The following is a 22,615-nucleotide window of genomic DNA, read 5'->3' as shown; positions in this document are numbered from 1 at the left end:
CAGCGGCAGGTGTGCCGAGGTCCGAACGTCGGCGATGACCGTTCTCTACGTCGTGCAGGAACGCCTAGCGTCCCGGACGAACGGACGCCTTCGCTTCCGCCCGATCTTCGTTCACTGCCAACACCGTGAGCTTGTGCTGGCTGTTGTCTCGCGCGGTCCAGCCCATTGTTTGACCCGTGGACAGGCCGAGAAGGGCAGTGCCGATGGGGGTCAGGATGGATATTTTTCCCTCGGAAATGTCGGCATCTTCCGGGAATACGAGCGTGACTATGCGTTGAGCCCCGGCGTCAGTTTTATATTCGACTGCCGATCCCATCCGAACGACCTTCTCAGGCACTGAGCTGTCCGAAGCCACGCGTGCGCGTTCGAGCTCAAGCAGAAGGGCATCGGAAATCTCGGGAAGGCGGTCTGCCGCGGCAAGCGCAAGTTTGTTCAATCGCCGATAATCCGTGTCGCCGATTACGATTGGGGGCTTTCGTGGGGTCTGGCTGTGAGTTTTCATTTTTCGGTCTCCTAGTTCAACTTACCGCCACCCTTCGAGCGGCCATGGCCCGCGGTCTCTGGTTTTTTGCCCACGCCTCGCTCTGCAGGATCGCCATCACCTCATCGGCGGATCGGGCCAGCCGAAGCTCCTCTCGGAAGAGCGGCGCCCGCACGAAACGAAACAGTTGCGAAAGCGCGGGCAGGAATGTGTGAGCCTGCGAGCGCGGCCAAAGGATCGTGAAGACCAGATCGACGGGGTTGAGGTCGGAACTTTTGAAATCTATCGGAGGCGCCAATCGCGTAAACCAAGTCACCGGCGACGAAATCGGGTGCAGTAAGGCGTGTGGGACGGCAATACCATGGCCGATGCCGGTCGAGCCGTGTCTCTCACGCCGCCAAATGCTGCGAAGAACCATCCGATGATCGAGCGCGGTTCTCCGTGCAATTCTTGTAGCGATCTTGGCGAGCGCCGAGTGCTTCCCCTTTGTCGCGAGGTCAAGGGTAATATTTTCTGGCGGCAGGTTTCTGAAGGTCATCATGGTCGCCTCTGAGCCGATTACGCGCGACTACGATCGCAGTGCATTTCGGCACTCCGTCTGCGTCTCGCATTTTAGTTGAGAGAATGGCTGCCCGGACGCGACGCCAGGAGAGTTCGCGTCCGGGTTAGAGGCCTGCTTTGAGGCGTTGAGGCTCCCGCCATGTCACCGTTATATTCATGATAACTGAAACATGGGGACTGAATTCTTGAAATCAAGCACATGCCCGCCCGCAGAAGCGCCTTGACTTGGCCACAAGGGCGTCATCCTGACGGATCATTGGGCGGATCTGCGGCTGCTTCTCTTCGCTATAACAGCCGCAGAGATGGGAGATGCCGTTGGATTTGGGTGCCCGGGGGGAACGATATCAAATCCAATGGCTATTTTCAGTTCCGATGCTTGGTCCGTGTCACGCGCCGCTACCTGCCTTATTTTGCCGGTTGCCGATCAGGTCGTCGACAACAGCCGGATCGGCGAGCGTGGAGGTATCCCCAAGCGCACCGAAATCGTCTTCGGCGATCTTGCGCAGGATGCGGCGCATGATCTTGCCGGAACGGGTCTTCGGCAGGCCGGGCGCGAACTGGATCTTGTCGGGTGCGGCGATCGGGCCGATTTCGGCACGCACATGTTTCACCAGTTCCTGGCGAAGCGTGTCCGTCCCTTCGTGACCGGCCATCAGCGTCACGTAACAATAAATGCCCTGGCCCTTGATCGGGTGCGGATAACCGACAACCGCGGCTTCCGAAACCAGATGGTGCGAGACAAGTGCGGATTCCACCTCCGCGGTGCCCAGCCGGTGGCCGGAGACGTTGAGCACATCGTCGACGCGTCCGGTGATCCAGTAATAGCCGTCCGCATCGCGCCGGCAGCCGTCACCGGTGAAATATTTCCCCTTGTAGGTGGAGAAATAGGTCTGGATGAAGCGCTGATGATCGCCGTAGACGGTGCGCATCTGGCCGGGCCAGCTGTCGGTGATGCAGAGATTGCCGTCGGCCGCCCCTTCCAGCACCTTGCCCTCATTGTCGACCAGCTGCGGTTTGATGCCGAAGAACGGCACCGTCGCCGAACCGGGTTTCAGATCGATGGCGCCGGGCAGCGGCGTGATCATGTGGCCGCCGGTTTCCGTCTGCCACCAGGTATCGATAACCGGGCAGCGTTTGTCGCCGACGACATTGTAATACCATTCCCAGGCTTCCGGGTTGATCGGCTCGCCGACGGTGCCGAGCAGGCGCAGCGACGAGCGCGAGGAGCGGGTGACGAAGTCGTCGCCGGCCCCCATCAGCGAGCGGATCGCCGTCGGCGCGGTATAGAAGATATTGACCTTGTGCTTGTCGATGACTTCCCAGAAGCGGCCCTGATCGGGGAAATTCGGCACGCCCTCGAACATCAGCGTCGTCGCGCAGTTGGCGAGCGGCCCATAGACGATATAGGAATGGCCGGTGACCCAGCCGACATCGGCGGTGCACCAATAGACGTCGCCGTGATGGTAGTCGAAGACATATTCATGTGTCATCGCCGCATAGACGAGGTAACCGCCGGTCGTGTGCAGCACGCCCTTCGGCTTGCCGGTCGAGCCTGACGTATAAAGAATGAAAAGCGGATCTTCCGCCTTCATCTTCACCGGCGGGCATTCCGCCTTCACCGTGGCGATCTCCTGGTGGTGCCAGAGATCGCGGCCGGGCGCCCAGCCGGTCTTGCCGCCGGTGCGGCGCACCACCAGCACCTTATTCACCATCACGTGCTGGCGTGCGGCAATGTCGATTGCGGTATCGGTATTGTCCTTCAAAGGCACCGGCTTGCCGCCACGCAGACCTTCGTCGCAGGTAATGACGAAGGTGGATTCACAGTCGACAATACGCCCCGCCAAAGCTTCGGGCGAAAACCCGCCGAAGACGATCGAATGCACCGCGCCGATGCGGGCGCAGGCGAGCATCGCGTAAGCGGCCTCCGGGATCATCGGCATATAGATGGTGACGCGATCGCCCTTCTTGACGCCGTGCTTCTTCAACACGTTCGCCATCCGGCAGACATGCTCATAGAGCTCGTTATAGGTGACCTTCTTGTCGATATAGGGGTTGTCGCCTTCCCAAATGATCGCCACCTGGTCGCCGTTGGTCTTGAGATGGCGGTCGATGCAATTATAGGAGACGTTGGTCTCACCGTCCTCGAACCACTTGATCGAGACTTTGCCGGTGAAGGAGGTGTTCTTGACCTTGCTATAAGGCTTGAACCAGTCGATCCGCTTGCCGTGTTTGCCCCAGAACTTGTCCGGGTTCTCGACGCTCTCCTCGTACCATTTCAGGTACTTATCCTTATCGATCAGAGCGCGCGCCTTTACCGGCTTCGTGACCGGATAGATCTTCTCCGACATGGAACTCCTCCTCATGAGACATGCAACGGCCACCGGCAAAGCGGGCCCAGATTTCAAATCAGGGCAATTCATAGCAGTTCGCATCGTGGCGGCAATTAGACAAAGGTCATTTCATTTCGGAAGAATTGCAATTCTGCGACAGTGCGGTTATATAGCGCCATATTTCCCGGACATTGTGGTGACAATCCACGGACCGCGACCGGCGCGGACGATAGAAGGACTATATCCATGGCTCAAACACTGCTCATGCCGAAGGCGACCGCCATCTGGCTTGTCGACAACACGGCACTGTCTTTCGATCAGATCGCGCAGTTCTGCAAACTGCACCCGCTCGAGGTCAAGGCGATCGCCGATGGCGAAGCCGCGCAGGGCATCAAGGGTCTCGACCCAATCTCGACCGGACAGCTGTCGCGCGACGAGATCGCCCGCGCCGAAGCCAATCCGAACCACAAGCTGAAACTTTCCGAGCCGAAGGTGCGGGTGCCGGAATCCAAGCGCCGCGGCCCGCGTTATACGCCGGTTTCCAAGCGTCAGGACCGCCCGAACGCCATTCTCTGGCTCGTTCGCAACCATCCGGAGTTGAAGGACGCGCAGATTTCCCGCCTCGTCGGCACGACGAAATCGACCATCGAGCAGATCCGCGAGCGCACCCACTGGAACTCCGCCAACCTGGCCCCGATGGATCCGGTAACGCTCGGCCTCTGCAGCCAGATCGATCTCGACATGGAAGTAGAAAAGGCTTCCAAGGGCCGTCCGCTGCCGACCGCCGCCGAGCTAGGCGCGACGCTGCAATCGGCCCAGGAAACCGAGCGCCTTACCCCGAGCTATGAGCGCGAGGAGGAAAAGGAAAAGGAGATCGACGCCGACGCCGTCTTCCGCAAGCTGAGCTCGCTGCGCTCGGCGCCGAAGGATGAAGACGACGACGATCATTACTGAGAGATCGACGATCTCATGAAAACCCCGCCGGTATGAGCTAACCGGCGGGGTTTTTTGTTGCGGATTGCCTGTTTCCAATTAGCTGCGGAACAGGGTGAGGATGTTCTGCGCCGAGCTGTTGGCGATCGACAGCGCCTGGACGGCGAGCTGCTGCTGTGTCTGCAATGCCGAGAGCTTGCTCGATTCCTCTTCCATGTCTGCATCGACCAGGCGGCCGACGCCGGAGTCGATCGAATCGTGAAGGCCGCTGACGAAATTTTCCTGCAGCTGAATACGGGTCGAGATCGAGCCGAGGGCCGAGCCGGCGGCGGTCATGGCGCCGAGCACCAGTTCGACACCGGTCAAGGCTCCATCGAGCTGGCCCTGGGTGAAACCGGTAATGTCGAGATCGTAAATCGACGCCATGACGATGACGGTGCCGCCATAGGTTCCGTTGAAGGCCGTGCCGAGAATGCCGCTGGTCGTCTCGATCGCCCCGGTGCTCGTCATGCCGAACAGCACGTTTCCAAGCGTGCCGGAATCGAGCACGTAATCCGTCATCTTGACTGAGACGGCATTGCTGCCATCGCGGACGAAGGACGAAACGACGCTCTTCGTGCCTGAGGCGCCGGCAACCCAGTTTTCGCCGGAGAAGGATGCCGATTGGGCGATGCTGAGAAGCTGATCCTGCAGCTGATCGAGTTCCTGCTGAATCTTCGTCTTGTCGACGCCTTTTTCCGTGGCGGCGACGATCTTGGCCTTGATGTCGCTGACGATGTCGAGCGCGCTGTCCATAGCCGAATAGGCGGTGTCGACCTTGGCCGCGCCGAGGCCGAGCGCATCGGAGACGGCGGAGAGTGCCTTGTTGTCCGAACGCATCGTCGTCGCGATCGACCAGTAAGCGGCATTGTCGGCAGCTTTTTCGACGCGATAACCCGAGGAAACGCGACCCTGAGTGTCCTTCAGGCTGTCGTTTACGCCGCGCAAAGTCTGCAGCGCTGCCATGGCAGCGTTGTTGGTAAGGATGCTTGTCATGATCCGTTCCACAATCTTGGAGAAAGGGCATTCCGGACTAAGCCGGTAACGGCGACCGCGTCATGCAAAGCCTGCTATGCAAGCCATTGCCGTTAACAAACCCTTGCGCAACATGGTTAACAATTTCTCAATTAGGCCTAGCGAAAGTTTAATTTCACATTGGCAGAGAGCCGAAACCGCGCTTGCGCAGCGCCTCCGCGATCTCTTCCAAAATCACCGGATCGTCAATGGTTGCAGGCATTTTCCAGGGTATACCGTCGGCGATTTTCTGCATCGTGCCACGCAGAATTTTACCGGAGCGTGTTTTCGGCAATCGGTTAACGGTGATGGCCGTTTTGAAGGCGGCAACGGGGCCGATCGATTCGCGAATCATCGCCACGACCTCTGATTCGATTGCCGTCGTCTCGCGTGAAACATTCCGCTTCAACACCAGGAAACCGCATGGCGCCTGACCCTTCACTGCATCGATCACACCGATGACCGCGCATTCGGCGACATCGGGGTGACGGGCGCAGACCTCCTCCATCGCCCCGGTCGAGAGCCGATGACCGGCGCAATTGATGATGTCGTCGGTGCGCGACATGATGAAGAGATAACCGTCCTCGTCGACATAGCCGGCGTCGGCCGTTTTGTAGTAACCGGAAAACTCGTCGAGATAGGCCGACCGGAAACGGTCGTCCGCGTTCCAGAGGGTCGGCAGGCAGCCGGGCGGCAAGGGAAGCTTGATGACGATATTGCCGAGCGTGCCCGCCTCGATCGGATGGCCGGCATCGTCGAGCACGGCGATGTCGTAGCCGGGCATCGGCAGCGCCGGCGAACCGTGCTTGACGGGAAGGGCGCCGAGGCCGAGCGGATTGGCGGCGATCGGCCAGCCGGTCTCCGTCTGCCACCAGTGATCGATGACGGGCACGCCGAGCATGCGCTCCGCCCATTTCAACGTCTCCGGGTCCGCCCTCTCGCCGGCAAGAAGCAGCGCCCGGAAATCCGGCATCGGATATTTGCGCATTAGTTCACCGTCGCCATCCTCCCGCCGGATGGCGCGGAATGCCGTCGGCGCCGTGAACAGCACCCGCACGTGGTGTTCCGAAACAACGCGCCAGAAGGCGCCGGCATCCGGCGTGCCGACCGGTTTTCCCTCGAAGATCACCGTGGTGACGCCTGAGATCAGCGGCGCATAGACGATATAGGAATGTCCGACGACCCAGCCGATATCCGAAGCCGTCCAAAAAACCTCGCCCGGCTCCAAGCCGTAAATATTTCGCATCGACCAGTTAAGTGCGACCAAATGGCCGCCATTGTCGCGCACGACGCCCTTCGGCTGGCCTGTGGTGCCGGAGGTATAGAGGATATAGAGCGGATCGGTCGCCTTGACCGAGACGCAGGCGATTTCGGCGCCGCGATGCTCAGTCACCGCCGCCTCGAAATCCTGGTCGCGGCCGCTGACGAGATCGGCCCGAAGCTCCGGCCGCTGCAGCACTAGGCAGCGCTCCGGCTTCGAATGCGCGATTTCGATCGCCTGGTCGACCAAAGGCTTATAGGCGACGATGCGGCCGGGCTCGAGCCCGCAGCTCGCGGTGATCACCAGCTTCGCCCTGCAATCGTCGATGCGCGCAGCAAGCTCGCTGGCGGCAAAGCCTCCGAAGACGACGGAATGGACAGCACCGATGCGGGCGCAGGCGAGCATCGAAAACACCGCCTGTGGAACCATCGGCATATAGAGGATCACACGATCGCCTCTGCCGATTCCGAGATCGGCCAGCGTCGCGGCAATGGCTTTCACTTCGCCAAGGACTTCGTCATAGGTGAAACGCTTCTTCTCGCCGGTCATCGCGCTGTCGAAGATGACCGCCGTCTCGCCGCCGCGTCCGGCAATGACGTGCCGGTCCAGACAATTGTGGCAGGTATTGGTTTCCGCCCCCTCGAACCAACGGCCGTAGACGCCGGCATCCGGCGAAAAAACCCGTTCCGGCGGCTTGAACCAGTCGATATCGGCGGCTGCGTTGCGCCAGAAAGCCTCGGGATCGCGTTTCCAGGCCGCGTAGACCTGATGATAGCCGTTCTGCATCTGCTCCTCCCCAGGATATGCAAGCCTCGATATCAATCTAGGCAGCAGTGGGGGGAACGGGAAGCCCGACCAAAGCAGAGTATCAGCGCGCGCCGAAAATCGCCGATCCGACGCGCACGCTGGTGGCGCCGAAGGCGATCGCCGTCTCGTAATCGCCCGACATGCCCATGGACAGTTTTTCGACGCCGCATTTGACCGCGAGCTTCGCCAGCAGGGCGAAATGCGGCCCGGGATTTTCCTCCGCCGGCGGAATGCACATCAGACCCTCGATGGAAAGACCGAGCTCGTCGCGGCAGAGAGTGACGAAGGCAGGCGTGTCGTCAGGCGCGATGCCGGCCTTCTGCGGTTCGAGCCCGGTATTGACCTGGACGTAGAGCCGCGGCGTCTTGCCTTGCCGCTTGATCTCCTCCGCCAGCGCGCGGGCGATCTTTTCCCGATCCACCGTCTCGATGACGTCGAAAAGCGCCACCGCATCCGCCGCCTTATTCGATTGCAGCGGTCCGATCAGATGCAATTCGAGATCCGGCCATTCGGCCTTCAGCGCCGGCCACTTGCCCTGGCTCTCTTGCACGCGATTCTCGCCGAAGACGCGCTGGCCGGCGTCGATGGCCGGACGGATCGCTTCCGCTTCGAAGGTCTTCGACACCGCGACGAGCCGAACGGAACCGGCCGGACGACCCGCCTGGCGTTCTCCGGCAGCAATCCGCGATCCCACGTCATCCAAGCGCTCTTGAAGTTCCATCGTTCTGCCTCGACATTTCAGCATGAGAGTGTTGGCAATCAACTAGCCAGCCATTCTGTGCTTGCCAAGACCCGTTGCCGCGAAATCGGCCGGCCGGGATGAAGATCGGGCGCTTGCAGCGCCCGCGAAACTTGACGCTACGGTGGTTTCATGGTGAAGGTCTCGACCAACCTCCCCTGATTTTCCGGAATTTCGAATACCATGGCCACCGAACGTTATAATCCGCGCGATGCCGAGCCCCGCTGGCAGCAGAAATGGAATGAAGACAAGGTCTTCGAGACCGACAACGCCGATCCGCGCGAAAAATATTACGTTCTCGAAATGTTCCCCTATCCGTCGGGGCGCATCCATATGGGTCATGTCCGCAATTACGCTATGGGCGATGTCGTCGCCCGCTACAAACGCGCCCGCGGTTACAACGTGCTGCATCCGATGGGTTGGGACGCCTTCGGCATGCCGGCGGAAAACGCCGCCATGGAGCGCGGCGTGCACCCCGCCTCCTGGACCTACCAGAACATCGGCTCGATGAAGGCGCAGCTGAAGGCCATGGGGCTTTCGCTAGACTGGAGCCGCGAATTCGCCACCTGCGACGTCGAATATTACCAGCATCAGCAGCATCTGTTCCTGGATTTCCTCGAGAAGGGCCTGGTCTACCGCAAGCAGTCGAAGGTCAACTGGGACCCAGTCGACAATACCGTTCTTGCCAACGAGCAGGTGATCGACGGCCGCGGCTGGCGTTCCGGCGCGCTGGTCGAACAGCGCGAACTGACGCAATGGTTCTTCAAGATCACCGATTTCAGCCAGGATCTGCTGGACGCGCTGGATACGCTTGACCAGTGGCCTGAAAAAGTCCGGTTGATGCAGAAGAACTGGATCGGCCGCTCGGAAGGCCTGACCGTTCGCTGGGAGATCGTGGCGGAAACGGCTCCCGCCGGTGAGACTGAGATCACGGTCTATACTACCCGCCCGGACACGCTGTTTGGCGCCTCCTTCCTGGCGATTGCCGCCGATCATCCGCTGGCAAAGGATGCCGCTGCAAAGAACGCCGAGATCGAGGCCTTCTGCGAGGAGTGCCGCCGCGCCGGCACCTCGCTCGCCGCGCTCGAGACCGCTGAGAAGAAGGGCATGGACACCGGCATCCGCGTCCGCCATCCGCTCGATCCCTCCTGGGAGTTGCCGGTCTATATCGCCAATTTCGTGCTGATGGATTACGGCACCGGCGCGATCTTCGGCTGCCCCTCGGGCGACCAGCGCGACCTTGATTTTGCCCGGAAATATGGCCTGCCGGTCGTGGCCGTCGTTATGCCGAGGGATGGCGATGCAGCGAGTTTTTCCGTCGGCGACACGGCCTATGACGGCCATGGCGTGATGATCAATTCACGCTTCCTCGACGGCAAGACGACGGAAGAAGCCTTCAATATCGTTGCCGACCGGCTGTCGGCCGCTTCGCTCGGCAATTCGCCGCAGGGTGAGCGCAAGGTCAATTTCCGTCTGCGCGATTGGGGCATTTCGAGGCAGCGTTATTGGGGCTGCCCGATCCCGGTCATTCATTGCGATGACTGCGGCGTCGTGCCAGTGCCGAAGAAGGACCTGCCGGTCAAGCTGCCCGACGACGTCACCTTCGACCAGCCGGGCAATCCGCTCGACCGCCATCCGACCTGGCGGCATGTCTCCTGCCCGACCTGTGGCAAGGACGCGCGCCGCGAGACGGATACGATGGACACCTTCGTCGATTCGAGCTGGTACTTCACCCGCTTCACGGCACCTTGGGAGGAGCGGCCGACCGATCCTGAGGCGGCTAACCGTTGGCTGCCAGTCGACCAGTATATTGGCGGCATCGAGCACGCGATCTTGCATTTGCTCTATTCCCGCTTCTTTACCCGTGCCATGCGCGAGACCGGCCATGTCGCCGCTACGGAGCCCTTCAAGGGTCTCTTCACCCAGGGCATGGTGGTTCACGAGACCTATAGCCGCGGTGCCGGCGCCAACCGGGAGTGGGTAGCGCCGGCCGATATCCGCATCGACGAGCTTGACGGCAAACGCCGGGCTTTCTTGCTGACGTCAGGCGAGGAAGTCGCGATCGGCTCGATCGAAAAGATGTCGAAATCGAAGAAGAACGTCGTCGACCCCGACGATATCATCGCCTCCTATGGCGCCGATACCGCCCGTTTCTTCGTTCTCTCCGACTCTCCGCCGGAGCGCGATGTCATCTGGTCCGAGGCCGGCGTTGAAGGCGCTCATCGTTTCACCCAGCGTCTGTGGCGGTTGATTTCCGAAGCCGCAGAGGCGCTCTCCACCGTCGCCCCGGCGCCGGCAACCGAGGGGGAAGCGCTGTCGATCTCGCAGACCGCCCACAGGACGCTGAAGGCCGTCGAGAACGATTACGACAAACTCTGGTTCAACAAAGCCGTCGCCCGGATCTATGAACTGGTCAACGCGCTGGCCGCGCCGATCACCAGAGTTGCGGCAGGCGAGGGGGATGTCCACTTTCGCGCCGCCGTGCGCGATGCCGCCGAGATCCTGATCCAGCTGGTTGCCCCAATGACGCCGCATCTGGCTGAGGAATGCTGGACGGCGCTCGGCAATCAAGGGCTGCTTGCCCGGACCGGCTGGCCGCGCTACGACGAAACGCTCGTCATCGAAAACGATGTGATCCTGCCGGTGCAGATCAACGGCAAGAAACGCGCTGAATTGACAATTTCTCGCGATGCAGATCAGAATGCCGTTACCAACGCCGTGCTGGATCTGGATGCGGTGAAGAACGCGCTGAACGGGCAGGCTCCGAAGAAGATCATCGTGGTTCCCCAAAGGATTGTAAACATTGTCGTCTGATATCGCTTGCAGGCTGGCGCGCAATGCCGGCATCGCCATGATCCTTGCCGCCACGGCTTTTCTCTCTGCCTGCCAGGTCCGGCCCCTTTATTCCGAGAGCTCGGGCGTCGTTGAGAAGCTTTCCTCGGTCGGTTTTTCCGAGGCAGGCAGCCGGGTCGAACAGCAGGTGCGCAATCGCCTTATCTTTCTTGCCTCCCGCGGTGCCGGCGAAGCGGTAAATCCCCAATATCGGGTCGAGATGCACGCCACCTCGAGCGTCGCCAGCACACTGCTGCAGGAATCCGACGATACATCGAAAGCCGGCCGCGTAACTGTCAACGTCGCGTACACGCTGAGCGCCACGGCCGACAGCCATGTCATCAAGGCCGGCAGCCGCTCGACCACAGCGCTGGTGGATTTCCCCGAACAGGAGTTCGCCAAGCAAAGGGCAATCCGCGATGCGGAAAACCGCGCGGCCGATCAGGTGGCGGAATTCGTCGGGGCCGATATCGCCGCTGCGCTCAGCCGCTGAGGGCGGAGATGTGGCGGAGATAAAATCCCACGAATTCGAAACCTTTCTGCAGAAATCCGCAAGGAATTATCGGATCTTCGTTATTTATGGGCCCGACCGCGGTCTGGTGTCAGAACGTGCTGGTCAGCTTGCCAGCAAGACCGGTGTTGCGCTTGATGATCCCTTCTCGCTGACCAAACTCGATATTGGCGACCTGCAGAAGGATCCCGGACGTCTGGTCGACGAAGCTCAGTCGATCGGACTGTTCGGTGGTGAGAAGCTGATCTGGATCCGCGGCGCCGCCAATGAAAAATATCTTGTCGATCCCTTGGCACAGCTGGCCGAAAAGCCGCTCGAAGCCGCCCACCTGATCGTCGAAGCCGGCGACCTGAAAAAAGGCTCGCTGCTGCGCAAGACAGCCGAGGCCGCGCGATCGATCATGACGATCCCGTCTTATGCCGATGACAGCCGCGCCCTGAATGCTCTGATCGATACCGAACTGAGCGCCGAAAAGCTCGGCATCACGCCGGCCGCTCGGCAGGCGCTGATCGCCTTGATCGGCGGCGACCGCATCGCTTCACGCAACGAAGTGCGTAAGCTTGCCCTCTATTGCCGCGGTTTGCAGACGGTCGAAGAACATCACGTTACCGAAATAATTGGTGACGCCAGTGCGATCTCCGTTGACGATGCCGTCGACGCCATTTTAAGCGGCGACCTTAACGGCTTTCTGCACGCTATGCAGAAGATTAGCAGCTCCAAAACCGCAATCTTTCTCGTCCTGCAGGCATGCCTGAAACAGTTTCAGCTCCTGGATACCATGCGTGCCGAAATGGAGGAAAAACGCCTGCAGGCGCCTCAGATCATGCAGACGATGGGTCGTCATCTACATTTCCGCCGCAAGCCGATTATCGAACAAGCGCTGCGCCAATGGACGGCCGAGGCGATCGCCCGTGAATCCAATCGGCTGCAAGCCGCAATTCTGCAAAGCCGACGGCGTCAAGTGCTGGAGGACAGCGTTGCCATGCAAACGCTTCTCTCCACGACCCTTCAATCCGGCCGAAAATCCGCCTGATTAAAACTCTGCTTATGCAATGTCACTATCCGGATAGCGCTTCAGACTGCCCGCGCGCCATGCATCAGCGTCTCTCAAGCAAACGGCAGATCTCTTCGAGCTGCTCTAGCGACTTGTAGGAAATTTTGATCTGGCCGCCGCTCGTCTTGTGATTGATCGCAACATCGAGGCCGAGTGCGTCGGAAAGCGTCCGCTCCAAGGCGAGCGTGTCTGAATCCTTCTGGTCCCGCCGCGAGGCGGCCAGCTGCGGCTCGGATTGAGCTTTGATATTGTTTTGCGCCAGCTTTTCCGCATCGCGCACCGACATACCTTTGGCAACGATGGTGCGCGCAAGGCTTGCCGGGTCGGGGGTCGAAACAAGTGCGCGGGCGTGACCAGCCGACAGGCTGCCGGCAGCCAGCAGATCGCGCACCGGATCGGGCAGCTTCAACAGGCGCAAGGAGTTCGCCACATGGCTGCGGCTTTTACCGATAATCTCCCCGAGGTCGTTCTGGGTGTAGCCGTATTCGGCAATCAGCTGCTCATAACCCAAAGCTTCTTCAAGTGCATTGAGATCCGCTCGTTGGACGTTTTCGACAATGGCGATCTCCAATGCCGTCTTGTCATCGACGTCACGGATAATGACCGGAATTTCAATCAGCCCGGCCAGTTGGGCGGCGCGCCAACGGCGTTCGCCGGCAATGATTTCGTATCGATCCCGCTCCATCGTTCGCACGACGATCGGCTGCACGATACCATGCTGACGAATGGAACTGGCAAGATCATGCAGCTCAGCGTCATCGAAAAAACGGCGGGGATTGCGGGGGTTACGGCTGACGAATTCGATCGGGATCATTCTGTCGGCACTGATCGTCCGCTCGGCTTCCACCGGAACAGGCTGATCCATCTCACCAATCAGCGCCGCAAGGCCACGGCCCAATCGCCTTTTCGATACATCGTCATTCATGATCCAAACTCACCCCTGCAATGATAGTTACGCGGCCAGTCTCTGGCGCTCGCGTTGGATGACCTCCGAGGCAAGCTGCAGATAGGCCTGGCTGCCCGCGCATTTCAAATCATAGAGAATGGCCGGTTTGCCGTAGGAGGGCGCCTCGGAGACCCGCACATTTCGCGGAATTAACGTGTGGTAAACCTTTTCGCCAAGATGCGTACGCACATCATTGACCACTTGTTGGGCAAGATTGTTGCGCGCATCGAACATCGTCAAAACGATTCCCTGAATATCCAGGCGCGGGTTGACCGTCCGGCGAACCTGGCTCACGGTCTCGAGCAATTGGCTGAGTCCCTCCAGCGCGAAGAATTCGCACTGCAGCGGTACCAGCACCGAATGCGCTGCCGCCATTGCGTTCATTGTCAGCAGGTTGAAAGAGGGCGGGCAATCCAGAAGAATATAGGAAAATGCCATGGCTTCAGGTGAAGACAGGGCTTTGCGCAATTTGAACACCCGATCGCTCTGCTGCGAGATCTCCATCTCAACGCCGAGCAGATCCATCGTCGAAGGGACGATAAACAGATTGGGCACCGCCGTTTCGAGCGTCACCTCTGTAATTCCGCGCTCACCGACCATCAGGTCATAAGAGGAGAGCTTGCGATCACGACGGTCGATACCGAGGCCGGTGCTGGCATTGCCTTGCGGATCAAGATCGACGATCAGGACACGCTCGCCAATAGCAGCAAGGGCCGTTGCCAGATTGATTGCTGTGGTCGTTTTGCCAACGCCACCCTTCTGATTTGCGATGGTGATAATCCGATGTCGTTCGCCAGCCATTGCCGCAATATCCGATCTGTTAAACCAAGCGCCGGAGATTCGATACTTCCAAAATAACAGATTCGTGCTCGACGGCGCTTCTATGTTCTAACAGATCGAATTCCCACCGACCACGTGCTTTGTCGATTTCCCTCATGTAATCCCGGCCTTTATGAAAAAAGCCGCGGCAATCATTCTTGTCCAACATCCAAGGGGCAGAATACTCGAGCAGTCCGTCGAGGTCGGCGAGGGCGCGAGCCGAAATCGCCTTACATTCGCCGATCTCACCATGGGCATCTTCGATCCGAGTGCTGTGGACGCTCCCGCGGGCATTGGTTTCCCGCAGCGCGGTTCGGAGAAAGGCTGCCTTCTTATGGTTACTCTCGACCAGATGCACCCATCCGTCTTGCAGTTCGGTCAGGAAGATCGCCGTGATGACACCGGGAAAACCGCCGCCGCTGCCGAGATCGACCCAGGTGATCGGCTTCGGATGGATTTGAAACACCTGGCTGCTGTCGGCGATATGCCGGTTCCACAGATCGTCGAGCGTTGACGGCGCCACCAGATTGATCGTCTTTGCCCATTTTTGAAAGAGCGCCGCGAAGTGTTGAAGCCGTTCCTGTGTTTCACGTGAAACACGCAAACCGTTTAATTCCATTCTAACTCTCAAATTGTAACTAGGCGCTATGACGCTCGGAGGATTGGCGGCGACGCAGATGCACGAGCAGCAGGGCGATCGCGGCGGGAGTCATCCCTTCAACGACTGCAGCCTGGGCAATATTGAAAGGCCGAGCAGCGCCGAGTTTTGCCTTAAGCTCGTTGGAGAGGCCAGAGAGCACCGCATAGTCGAAATCAGCCGGTATGTGCCGTTCCTCGTCGCGTTGCTGATCAGCAATCGCTGCGGCCTGCCGATCCAGATAGACTGAGTAGCCTGCCTCGATCTCCAAAGCCTCCGCCACTTTTCGGGGAATTTCTCCGAGCTCCCCAGGCCACAGCTTTCGAAGGGCGTCAAAATCATAATTCGGATAGGAGAGCAGGTCATAAGCCGTCCGGCGTTGTCCATCGAGATTGATATTCAAACCGACGCGACGCGCCTCGGTCGGCGTCACCGTCAGTGACTCCAGCAATAGCCGACCCCTGTCGATTTCCGTCTGATAGCGTGTGAATCGCCGTTTTCGTTCACCACTCACGCAGCCAAGCTGCATCGCCAGCGGCGTCAGGCGCATGTCGGCATTATCAGCCCGCAGCGTTAGACGATACTCCGCGCGCGACGTAAACATTCGGTACGGTTCCGTAACGCCTCGCGACGTGAGGTCATCAATCATCACTCCGATATAGGAATTGGTGCGGCTGAAATGAAACGGATCCGAATCGCTGCTACGAAGCGCGGCATTCAAGCCGGCGGCCAGACCTTGGGCGGCTGCCTCTTCGTACCCCGTGGTGCCGTTGATCTGGCCCGCGAGAAACAGACCTCGCAGCCGTTTGACCTCGAGCGAGGGCGTCAGCTCTCTGGGGTCGACGTGATCATATTCGATGGCATAACCCGGCTGAATGATTCTCGCCGTCTCGAGACCGGGGATCGTCTTGATGAATTCGGCCTGGACGTCTGCCGGCAGAGATGTCGAGATGCCGTTCGGATAGACGGTGTCATCGTCCAAACCTTCAGGCTCAAGAAAGACCTGATGGCCGTCCCGCTCTCCGAACTTGACCAGCTTGTCCTCGATGGATGGGCAATAGCGGGGGCCCACACCTTCGATTTGACCGGAATACATTGCCGACCGCATGATGTTATCAACGATGATTCGGTGCGTCGCCTCGCTCGTCCGGGTGACCCCGCATTCGATCTGCGGAGTGGCAATGGCATCGGTCATCAGCGAGAAGGGGATAAGCTCCTCGTCGGCCCCTTGCCGGCCGACGGCCTGCCAGTCGATCGTCTTTCCGTCCAGGCGCGCCGGTGTCCCGGTCTTCAACCGTCCCAACCGCAAGCCAAGCCTTGCCAAGGTGGCCGACAGCCCGATTGACGGTGCTTCGCCAACGCGACCAGCCGGCGTCTTTTCTGAACCAATATGAATAAGTCCGCGAAGAAAGGTACCAGTTGTCAGAACGACGGCCGCCGCTGTCAGCACGCGACCATCTTGCATGATCACCCCGGCCACGCGGCCATCGACCACCTTTAAATCAAAAGCGTCGCCTTCGATGATATCCAAACCGGCTGTCGCCTCGATCGCCGCCAGCATCGCTAAACGATAGAGTTTTCGATCGGCTTGGGTCCGCGGTCCCCGCACAGCCGCGCCTTTTTTCTTGTTGAGCATCCTGAACTGGATGCCGGCGGCATCGGCGACACGACCCATCAGCCCGTCCATCGCGTCGATCTCGCGAACCAAATGGCCCTTGCCAAGGCCGCCGATCGCCGGATTGCAGGACATGACCCCGATCGTATCCCGTCTATGTGTCACCAGAGCGGATTTGGCGCCAAGGCGCGCGGCCGCGCTGGCAGCTTCCGACCCAGCATGGCCGCCACCTATCACAACGACATCATAGACATCGGTCATCCGATACTCCAAAATCCACCAGCCCTTTCACTTGAAAGCGGTGATATGCCTGACTGTTTCACGTGAATCACTTGCCGATACAAAACTCTGAGAAGATAACGCCGAGCAGCTGCTCGACATCCACTCTGCCGGTAATTCTGCCCAAATAGTCCGCAGCAATGCGAAGCTGTTCAGTGCGCAGCTCAAGATTGGCGTCCGTTGCCGAAATGGCGTTCTCAAGCGCCGCCAAACATTTCGCCAGCGAATCCTTGTGCCGTCGGCGGCTCGGAATTGCCATCGACAGGCCGGTAAAACGAGTGGCGACGCTGTTGCCGATCAGCTGCCGCAATTCCAACAAGCCGTCACCCGTGGCCGTGGAAATCTGCAGATCGTAATGACCTGAGACGACATCCACCAGATCCCTCTTCGTCCCGACAGTAACATGCGGCGAAGTCTGGTCCAAGTCGTCGGGGAGCAGGGGGTTCGTCATGTCAACCAGCAGCAACACCAGATCGGCATCACGCAGCGCGACACGTGCGCGTCGCACACCCTCCCTCTCAACCCGGTCATCTGCCTCACGCAGACCAGCCGTGTCATAGAGCTTGATCAGGTAGCCATCAATATCGAGATCGACCTGCAGCACATCGCGCGTGGTTCCGGCGATGTCCGTGACAATTGCAACGTCGCGCCGTGCCAGAGCGTTCAGCAGGCTGGATTTCCCTGCATTCGGCGCACCGGCAATGACCACCTTGAAGCCGTCCCTGATAATCTCTCCGGCCGAAGCTGCCGACAAATGGTGGCCGATATCATTGCGCAGCCTTTCCATATCGGCCCAGACCATGTCGGACACCGAGCCTGGAACATCATCTTCGTCGGGAAAATCAAGTTCCGCCTCGATCAGGGCGCGGGCGCGCGTCAATCGTTCCGCCCACGAATCGTAAATTTGCGAAAGCCCACCTCGGCTGTGTTCGACCGCAAGGCGCCGCTGCATTTCGGTTTCGGCGCCGATAAGATCGGCCAGGCCTTCGACTTCGACCAGATCAAGCTTGCCATTTTCAAAAGCCCGGCGGGAGAACTCACCCTCAACCGCCATCCGAACGCCTGAAAGTTGACCAAGCGCGTCGTACAACGCCGCCAGCACGGCTTTGCTCCCGTGCAGCTGCAGTTCGGCGACGTCTTCGCCGGTAAACGAGTGTGGGGCAGGAAAAAACAACACCAGGCCATTGTCGATCGGCTGGTTGTTACGAGACCGAATCGTTCGTCGCGCTGCATATCGTGCGGCCGGAACGGCTCCGACGAGCCTTACCAAAATGTCCTTGGTCAACGGGCCGCTGATTCGAACGACTGAGACACCTGACGGTGTGGCACCGCTCGATAGCGCAAAGATCGTATCATGCAACATGGCCATATCGCCTGTTTCGGTTCGAGCCCGAATCGATCCTGCCAAACAGAAAAGCTGGCGACATCGTTCGGATGCCTCCAGCTTCTTTAGGATGAATCCGGCTAAGGATTACGTATTCATCGAGTCGAAGAAGTCCGAATTGTTCTTCGTCTGCTTGAGTTTGTCGATCAGGAATTCGATCGCATCGGTCGTGCCCATCGGCGCCAGAATGCGCCGAAGGACGAAGATCTTCTGCAGATCCTGGCGTGGAACAAGCAGGTCTTCCTTACGCGTGCCGGACTTCAGAATGTCCATCGCCGGGAAGATGCGCTTGTCGGCGACCTTGCGGTCGAGAACGATTTCCGAGTTGCCAGTACCCTTGAACTCTTCGAAGATGACTTCGTCCATGCGGCTGCCGGTATCGATCAGCGCCGTCGCGATAATGGTCAGCGAACCGCCTTCCTCGATATTACGGGCGGCACCGAAGAAACGCTTCGGGCGCTGCAGCGCGTTGGCATCGACACCGCCGGTCAGGACCTTACCGGAGGAGGGAACGACCGTGTTGTAGGCGCGGCCGAGACGCGTGATCGAATCGAGCAGGATGACGACGTCGCGGCCATGCTCGACAAGGCGCTTGGCCTTTTCGATGACCATCTCCGCCACCTGCACGTGGCGCACAGCCGGCTCGTCGAAGGTCGAGGAGATGACCTCGCCGCGGACGGAGCGCTGCATGTCGGTCACTTCCTCAGGCCGTTCGTCGATCAGCAGGACGATGAGATAGCATTCCGGGTGATTTGCCGTGATCGAATGGGCGATATTCTGCAGCAGCACGGTCTTACCGGTGCGCGGCGGCGCGACGATCAATCCGCGCTGGCCCTTGCCGAGCGGCGCCACCAGGTCGATCACCCGCGGCGACAGATCCTTGGAGGTGGGGATATCGAGTTCCATCTTGAAGCGCTCGTTCGGGTAGAGCGGCGTCAAATTGTCGAAATGAACCTTGTGACGGATCTTTTCCGGATCGTCGAAATTGATGGTGTTGACCTTCAGCAGCGCGAAATAGCGCTCGCCTTCCTTCGGTCCGCGGATTGGCCCTTCCACCGTATCGCCAGTTTTCAGCGAGAAACGGCGGATCTGCGACGGGGAGATATAGATATCGTCAGGACCCGGCAGATAGTTCGCGTTGGCCGAACGCAGGAAGCCAAACCCGTCCTGCAACACCTCGACGACCCCTTCGCCGATAATTTCGACATCCTGGCTGGCGAGCATTTTGAGGATGGCAAACATCAGCTCCTGCTTGCGCATTGTGCTGGCATTCTCGACCTCGAGCGATTCGGCGAAAGCCAGAAGATCGGTCGGGGATTTGCTCTTAAGTTCCTGAAGCTTCATTTCAGCCATGAAGTGACCAATACTCTTTTCAATTTCGAAGGGGAAAGGCGATGTTGGGTCGTTTTCGGTACTGCGAAGGGCTCGCAGACGACTGAACTCTACACACATGCCACGTAGATGAGATGCGCGGAAAATAGCGACTCGTGATCGCCGCCGCAAGAGGGCTGCTTAAAATGAAGCAAATTTAACCTGAGGGCGATTTTCGCCTCAGAATGGCTTCACCACGACGAGGATCACGATCACGATCATCAGCAAGGTGGGCGCTTCGTTCATGAAGCGCCAATAGCGCGCGGAGCGGCGATTTTCATCCCGCTCGAAGGCTCGGACGGCGCGGCTGAAGAACATATGAACGCCGGTCAACAGCACCACAAGGCCGATCTTCGCATGCAGCCAGCCGCCCTGGAATCCATAGACCGACCAGGCGAGATAGAGCCCGAATATCCAGGTCAGCATCATCGCCGGCGTCATGATGATTCGCAGCAGCCGCCGCTCCATCACCTTGAAGGTTTCCGATTGCACCGAACCCGGCTCGGCATCGGTGTGATAGATGAACAGCCGTGGCATGTAAAACAACCCGGCCATCCAGGAAATCACCGCGATGATGTGCAGCGCCTTGATCCAGAGATAGAGATTATCCGGGTTCCAGGCGAAAAGCCCGACCGCCATCAGCGCGAAGAAGGCCAGCGCAAAATGCGCGCGCCGGCGGGCGTAAGCGCCAGGCTTGAGATCGGTCTGTCTTTCCATCGTCACTTCCCGCTTGTCACCTGGCCGCCGCGGACGCGATCGACCAGCAGGCGCACATGCTCGGGGTCGGCCTGCGGCGTGATGCCGTGGCCGAGATTGAAGATCAGCGGTCCATGGCCGAGATGCTGCAGAATATCGTCAATACCCTCTTCCAGCGCCCGGCCGCCGGCAACGACGCGCATCGGATCAAGATTGCCCTGAACCGGTCCGTCCTTCTGAAGCTCGGCGGCAAAGGCCAAAGGCACCGACCAGTCGAGGCCGAGCGCATCGGCGCCGGTCTTTTGGCGATAGTTCTTCAGCTGGTAACCAGCGCCCTTGGCGAAGGCGATGATCCGCGCATGCGGCCGCTGCGATTTGACCGAAGCGATCATTCGCGCAACCGGCCGGATCGCGAAGGCCTCGAACTCCCTCTCGCCGAGAACACCGGCCCAGGAATCGAAAATCTGCACGGCATCGGCGCCGGCATCGATCTGAGCGACGAGATAATCGGCCGAGACATCGGCAAGCAGCATCAGCAAATGTTCAAAGGCGCGTGGATGTTTGTAGGCGAAAAGACGGGCAGGAGCCTGATCCGGCGTGCCGTGGCCGGCGATCATATAGGTCGCAACCGTCCAGGGCGCGCCGCAGAAGCCGAGCAGTGTGGTTTCGGTCGGCAGCTCGTGGCGCAAGCGTCGGACCGTCTCCAGAACCGGCTGGAGATAATCGACAACCTCTTCGCCATTCAATCGCCCGATACCGGCTTCATCGATCGGATCCATCTCTGGCCCATGGCCCTCGGTGAACCGGACATTCCGCTTCATCGCGTCGGGAATGACAAGGATATCGGAAAACAGAATGGCGGCGTCGAAGCCATAACGGCGGATCGGCTGCAATGTCACTTCGACGGCGTAATCAGGTGTGTAACAGAGATCGAGGAAACTTCCGGCCTTCGCCCGTATCTCCCGATATTCAGGAAGGTAGCGTCCCGCCTGCCTCATCAGCCAGAGAGGCGGAGGAGAGAGGCTTTCGCCGTCGAGAACCCTCATGATCTTTCGGCGCGTGTCGCTCAAGCGGTTCTTCCCTATAAAAAATCAAAGATATTTTAAAAGGTTTCTATTTCTTAGAGTCGGTGTCTATCAAGGATTAAAATCCATCCACCGCCGATGCCATTTGTCGCGCACCCGCAAAAAATATCGGAAGGATTTTGCGAGCCCATCGAAAGTTTGGGGAGACGCTGAATCTGAAAATGATTCCAAACTCTTCTGCACGGACGATTTTTTGCGTAGCTGTGGATAAGCTGTGGGCCTCGTCTCGACAAATCAACCTGCTCCACATTGTCCACAGGGGCGGCTGAAACCGATCGGCAAAATTCGAAATGTGGATAAGGGGGCATGTTTTCCCTTGCCGGAAGCGGCCTCGCCGCCTTAGCTCTGTTTCATCCAGTCTTTTCAACAGGCAGCGGAAAATAGCGTGGAGAACAGAACGAACTTCTTTCATCTGCATCTGATTTCTGACTCAACGGGAGAGACTCTGATCTCCGCCGGCCGCGCCGCATCGGCGCAGTTCCGGGCCGCTCAGCCGATCGAACATGTCTATCCGCTGATCCGCAACCGCAAGCAGCTGCTGCCGGTTCTGCAGGCGATCGACGACGCCCCCGGTATCGTGCTCTATACGATCGTCGACCGGGAACTTGCGAGCCTGATCGATGAGCGCTGTGTCGAGATGGGCGTCGCCTCGGTGAACGTGCTGGAGCCGGTCATGAATGCGTTTCAGATCTATCTCGGCGCCCCGTCGCGTCGTCGGGTCGGCGCCCAACATGTCATGAATGCCGGCTATTTCGCGCGCATCGAGGCGCTGAATTTCACCATGGATCACGACGACGGCCAGATGCCGGACGATTATAATGATGCCGATGTCGTCATCATCGGCATCAGCCGTACGTCGAAAACCCCGACCAGCATCTACCTCGCCAACCGCGGCATCAAGACGGCGAACATTCCGATCGTTTATGGCGTGCCTTTGCCGGAGAGCCTGTTCATTGCGAGCAAACCGCTGATCGTCTGCCTGATCGCTACCACCGACCGCATTTCCCAGGTGCGGGAAAATCGCATACTCGGCGCAACGCATGGCTTCGATCGCGAGCACTATACCGATCGCGCCGCGATCTCCGAGGAGCTGAAATATGCCCGCTCGCTCTGCGCCCGCCATAACTGGCCGCTGATCGACGTGACTCGCCGCTCCATCGAGGAAACCGCCGCGGCAATCGTTGCCCTGCGCCCAAAGCTGCGCTAAGCGCTGACCGGCAG

At 59.3% G+C, this 22,615-nt stretch carries 19 protein-coding genes; 5 read left to right on the top strand and 14 right to left on the bottom strand.

Annotation, left to right across the window (positions count from 1 at the left end; translation table 11 throughout):
• Positions 1-64 precede the first annotated feature (64 nt).
• From rnk to acs, 3 genes are all read right to left on the bottom strand, one after another.
• The gene (gene rnk, locus FFM81_RS21215; RefSeq protein ID WP_025417384.1) at positions 65-502 is read right to left on the bottom strand and encodes a nucleoside diphosphate kinase regulator; all 438 of its coding nucleotides are present in this window, start codon (positions 500-502) and stop codon (positions 65-67) included.
• Positions 503-518: 16 nt separating this feature from the next.
• Positions 519-1,022, bottom strand: a complete 504-nt coding sequence (locus tag FFM81_RS21210; protein WP_003567713.1) for a PTS sugar transporter subunit IIA — start codon at positions 1,020-1,022, stop codon at positions 519-521.
• Positions 1,023-1,428: 406 nt separating this feature from the next.
• Positions 1,429-3,390, bottom strand: a complete 1,962-nt coding sequence (gene acs, locus FFM81_RS21205; protein WP_025417385.1) for an acetate--CoA ligase — start codon at positions 3,388-3,390, stop codon at positions 1,429-1,431.
• 228 nt (positions 3,391-3,618) lie between these two features.
• Here acs and FFM81_RS21200 point away from each other — a divergent pair, with 228 nt between their 5' ends.
• A complete protein-coding gene (locus FFM81_RS21200) occupies positions 3,619-4,326 on the top strand; it encodes a DUF1013 domain-containing protein (protein WP_003571448.1) in 708 nt (235 codons plus the stop codon).
• A 78-nt stretch (positions 4,327-4,404) separates the two neighbouring features.
• Here the strand turns inward: FFM81_RS21200 and FFM81_RS21195 are convergent, their stop codons facing one another.
• From FFM81_RS21195 to FFM81_RS21185, 3 genes are all read right to left on the bottom strand, one after another.
• Positions 4,405-5,340 (bottom strand): flagellin N-terminal helical domain-containing protein, encoded by a 936-nt coding sequence (locus tag FFM81_RS21195; RefSeq protein ID WP_003571447.1) that lies wholly within the window; start codon positions 5,338-5,340, stop codon positions 4,405-4,407.
• Positions 5,341-5,494: 154 nt separating this feature from the next.
• A complete protein-coding gene (locus tag FFM81_RS21190; protein WP_138386373.1) occupies positions 5,495-7,405 on the bottom strand; it encodes a propionyl-CoA synthetase in 1,911 nt (636 codons plus the stop codon).
• 82 nt (positions 7,406-7,487) lie between these two features.
• On the bottom strand, positions 7,488-8,147 hold the full coding sequence (locus FFM81_RS21185; protein ID WP_003571445.1) for a YggS family pyridoxal phosphate-dependent enzyme: 660 nt from the start codon (positions 8,145-8,147) through the stop codon (positions 7,488-7,490).
• Positions 8,148-8,348: 201 nt separating this feature from the next.
• Between FFM81_RS21185 and leuS the strand changes: the two genes are divergently transcribed.
• The 3 genes from leuS to holA are packed head-to-tail and all read left to right on the top strand — an operon-like array spanning position 8,349 to position 12,541.
• On the top strand, positions 8,349-10,979 hold the full coding sequence (leuS, locus tag FFM81_RS21180; RefSeq protein WP_138386374.1) for a leucine--tRNA ligase: 2,631 nt from the start codon (positions 8,349-8,351) through the stop codon (positions 10,977-10,979).
• Positions 10,969-11,490, top strand: a complete 522-nt coding sequence (locus tag FFM81_RS21175; RefSeq protein ID WP_003571443.1) for an LPS assembly lipoprotein LptE — start codon at positions 10,969-10,971, stop codon at positions 11,488-11,490. Before leuS ends, FFM81_RS21175 begins: the two co-directional genes overlap by 11 nt.
• 10 nt (positions 11,491-11,500) lie before the next feature.
• The gene (gene holA, locus FFM81_RS21170; RefSeq protein ID WP_128398191.1) at positions 11,501-12,541 is read left to right on the top strand and encodes a DNA polymerase III subunit delta; all 1,041 of its coding nucleotides are present in this window, start codon (positions 11,501-11,503) and stop codon (positions 12,539-12,541) included.
• Positions 12,542-12,605: 64 nt separating this feature from the next.
• Here holA and FFM81_RS21165 read toward each other — a convergent pair whose 3' ends face one another.
• From FFM81_RS21165 to hemE, 8 genes are all read right to left on the bottom strand, one after another.
• A complete protein-coding gene (locus FFM81_RS21165; RefSeq protein WP_003571441.1) occupies positions 12,606-13,487 on the bottom strand; it encodes a ParB/RepB/Spo0J family partition protein in 882 nt (293 codons plus the stop codon).
• Between the two features lie 27 nt (positions 13,488-13,514).
• On the bottom strand, positions 13,515-14,309 hold the full coding sequence (locus FFM81_RS21160) for a ParA family protein (protein ID WP_003571440.1): 795 nt from the start codon (positions 14,307-14,309) through the stop codon (positions 13,515-13,517).
• Positions 14,310-14,328: 19 nt separating this feature from the next.
• Positions 14,329-14,946 (bottom strand): 16S rRNA (guanine(527)-N(7))-methyltransferase RsmG, encoded by a 618-nt coding sequence (rsmG, locus tag FFM81_RS21155; protein ID WP_003571439.1) that lies wholly within the window; start codon positions 14,944-14,946, stop codon positions 14,329-14,331.
• A gap of 19 nt (positions 14,947-14,965) precedes the next feature.
• Positions 14,966-16,840: a tRNA uridine-5-carboxymethylaminomethyl(34) synthesis enzyme MnmG gene (gene mnmG, locus FFM81_RS21150; RefSeq protein ID WP_138386375.1), complete on the bottom strand. Its 1,875-nt coding sequence runs from the start codon at positions 16,838-16,840 to the stop codon at positions 14,966-14,968.
• Positions 16,841-16,907: 67 nt separating this feature from the next.
• Positions 16,908-18,227, bottom strand: a complete 1,320-nt coding sequence (gene mnmE / locus FFM81_RS21145; protein ID WP_138386376.1) for a tRNA uridine-5-carboxymethylaminomethyl(34) synthesis GTPase MnmE — start codon at positions 18,225-18,227, stop codon at positions 16,908-16,910.
• Between the two features lie 102 nt (positions 18,228-18,329).
• Positions 18,330-19,595 carry a transcription termination factor Rho gene (gene rho / locus FFM81_RS21140; RefSeq protein WP_003571435.1) on the bottom strand — a complete coding sequence of 422 codons (1,266 nt, stop codon included), beginning with the start codon at positions 19,593-19,595 and terminating at the stop codon, positions 18,330-18,332.
• Positions 19,596-19,793: 198 nt separating this feature from the next.
• Complete coding sequence (gene hemJ, locus FFM81_RS21135; RefSeq protein ID WP_003571434.1) at positions 19,794-20,330, bottom strand: protoporphyrinogen oxidase HemJ; 537 nt, start codon at positions 20,328-20,330, stop codon at positions 19,794-19,796.
• 2 nt (positions 20,331-20,332) lie between these two features.
• The gene (gene hemE, locus FFM81_RS21130; protein ID WP_138386377.1) at positions 20,333-21,379 is read right to left on the bottom strand and encodes a uroporphyrinogen decarboxylase; all 1,047 of its coding nucleotides are present in this window, start codon (positions 21,377-21,379) and stop codon (positions 20,333-20,335) included.
• A gap of 400 nt (positions 21,380-21,779) precedes the next feature.
• Between hemE and FFM81_RS21125 the strand changes: the two genes are divergently transcribed.
• Positions 21,780-22,601, top strand: coding sequence for a pyruvate, water dikinase regulatory protein (locus tag FFM81_RS21125; RefSeq protein WP_025417396.1), 822 nt, complete (start codon positions 21,780-21,782; stop codon positions 22,599-22,601).
• Positions 22,602-22,615: the final 14 nt, after the last annotated feature.

It is taken from the genome of Rhizobium hidalgonense (assembly GCF_005862185.2).
GTDB classification, from domain to species: Bacteria; Pseudomonadota; Alphaproteobacteria; order Rhizobiales; family Rhizobiaceae; genus Rhizobium; species Rhizobium hidalgonense.
This window is presented reverse-complemented; position numbering and strand designations above follow the sequence as displayed.

Coding starts and splice junctions, on each gene's coding strand:
- FFM81_RS21165 (WP_003571441.1), bottom strand. CDS start 13,487: ATGAATGACGATGTATCGAAAAGGCGATTGGGCCGTGGCCTTGCGGCG.
- mnmE (WP_138386376.1), bottom strand. CDS start 18,227: ATGGCCATGTTGCATGATACGATCTTTGCGCTATCGAGCGGTGCCACA.
- acs (WP_025417385.1), bottom strand. CDS start 3,390: ATGTCGGAGAAGATCTATCCGGTCACGAAGCCGGTAAAGGCGCGCGCT.
- FFM81_RS21210 (WP_003567713.1), bottom strand. CDS start 1,022: ATGATGACCTTCAGAAACCTGCCGCCAGAAAATATTACCCTTGACCTC.
- FFM81_RS21200 (WP_003571448.1), top strand. CDS start 3,619: ATGGCTCAAACACTGCTCATGCCGAAGGCGACCGCCATCTGGCTTGTC.
- FFM81_RS21160 (WP_003571440.1), bottom strand. CDS start 14,309: ATGGCTGGCGAACGACATCGGATTATCACCATCGCAAATCAGAAGGGT.
- FFM81_RS21185 (WP_003571445.1), bottom strand. CDS start 8,147: ATGGAACTTCAAGAGCGCTTGGATGACGTGGGATCGCGGATTGCTGCC.
- rsmG (WP_003571439.1), bottom strand. CDS start 14,946: ATGGAATTAAACGGTTTGCGTGTTTCACGTGAAACACAGGAACGGCTT.
- leuS (WP_138386374.1), top strand. CDS start 8,349: ATGGCCACCGAACGTTATAATCCGCGCGATGCCGAGCCCCGCTGGCAG.
- FFM81_RS21195 (WP_003571447.1), bottom strand. CDS start 5,340: ATGACAAGCATCCTTACCAACAACGCTGCCATGGCAGCGCTGCAGACT.
- rho (WP_003571435.1), bottom strand. CDS start 19,595: ATGGCTGAAATGAAGCTTCAGGAACTTAAGAGCAAATCCCCGACCGAT.
- FFM81_RS21190 (WP_138386373.1), bottom strand. CDS start 7,405: ATGCAGAACGGCTATCATCAGGTCTACGCGGCCTGGAAACGCGATCCC.
- hemJ (WP_003571434.1), bottom strand. CDS start 20,330: ATGGAAAGACAGACCGATCTCAAGCCTGGCGCTTACGCCCGCCGGCGC.
- mnmG (WP_138386375.1), bottom strand. CDS start 16,840: ATGACCGATGTCTATGATGTCGTTGTGATAGGTGGCGGCCATGCTGGG.
- rnk (WP_025417384.1), bottom strand. CDS start 502: ATGAAAACTCACAGCCAGACCCCACGAAAGCCCCCAATCGTAATCGGC.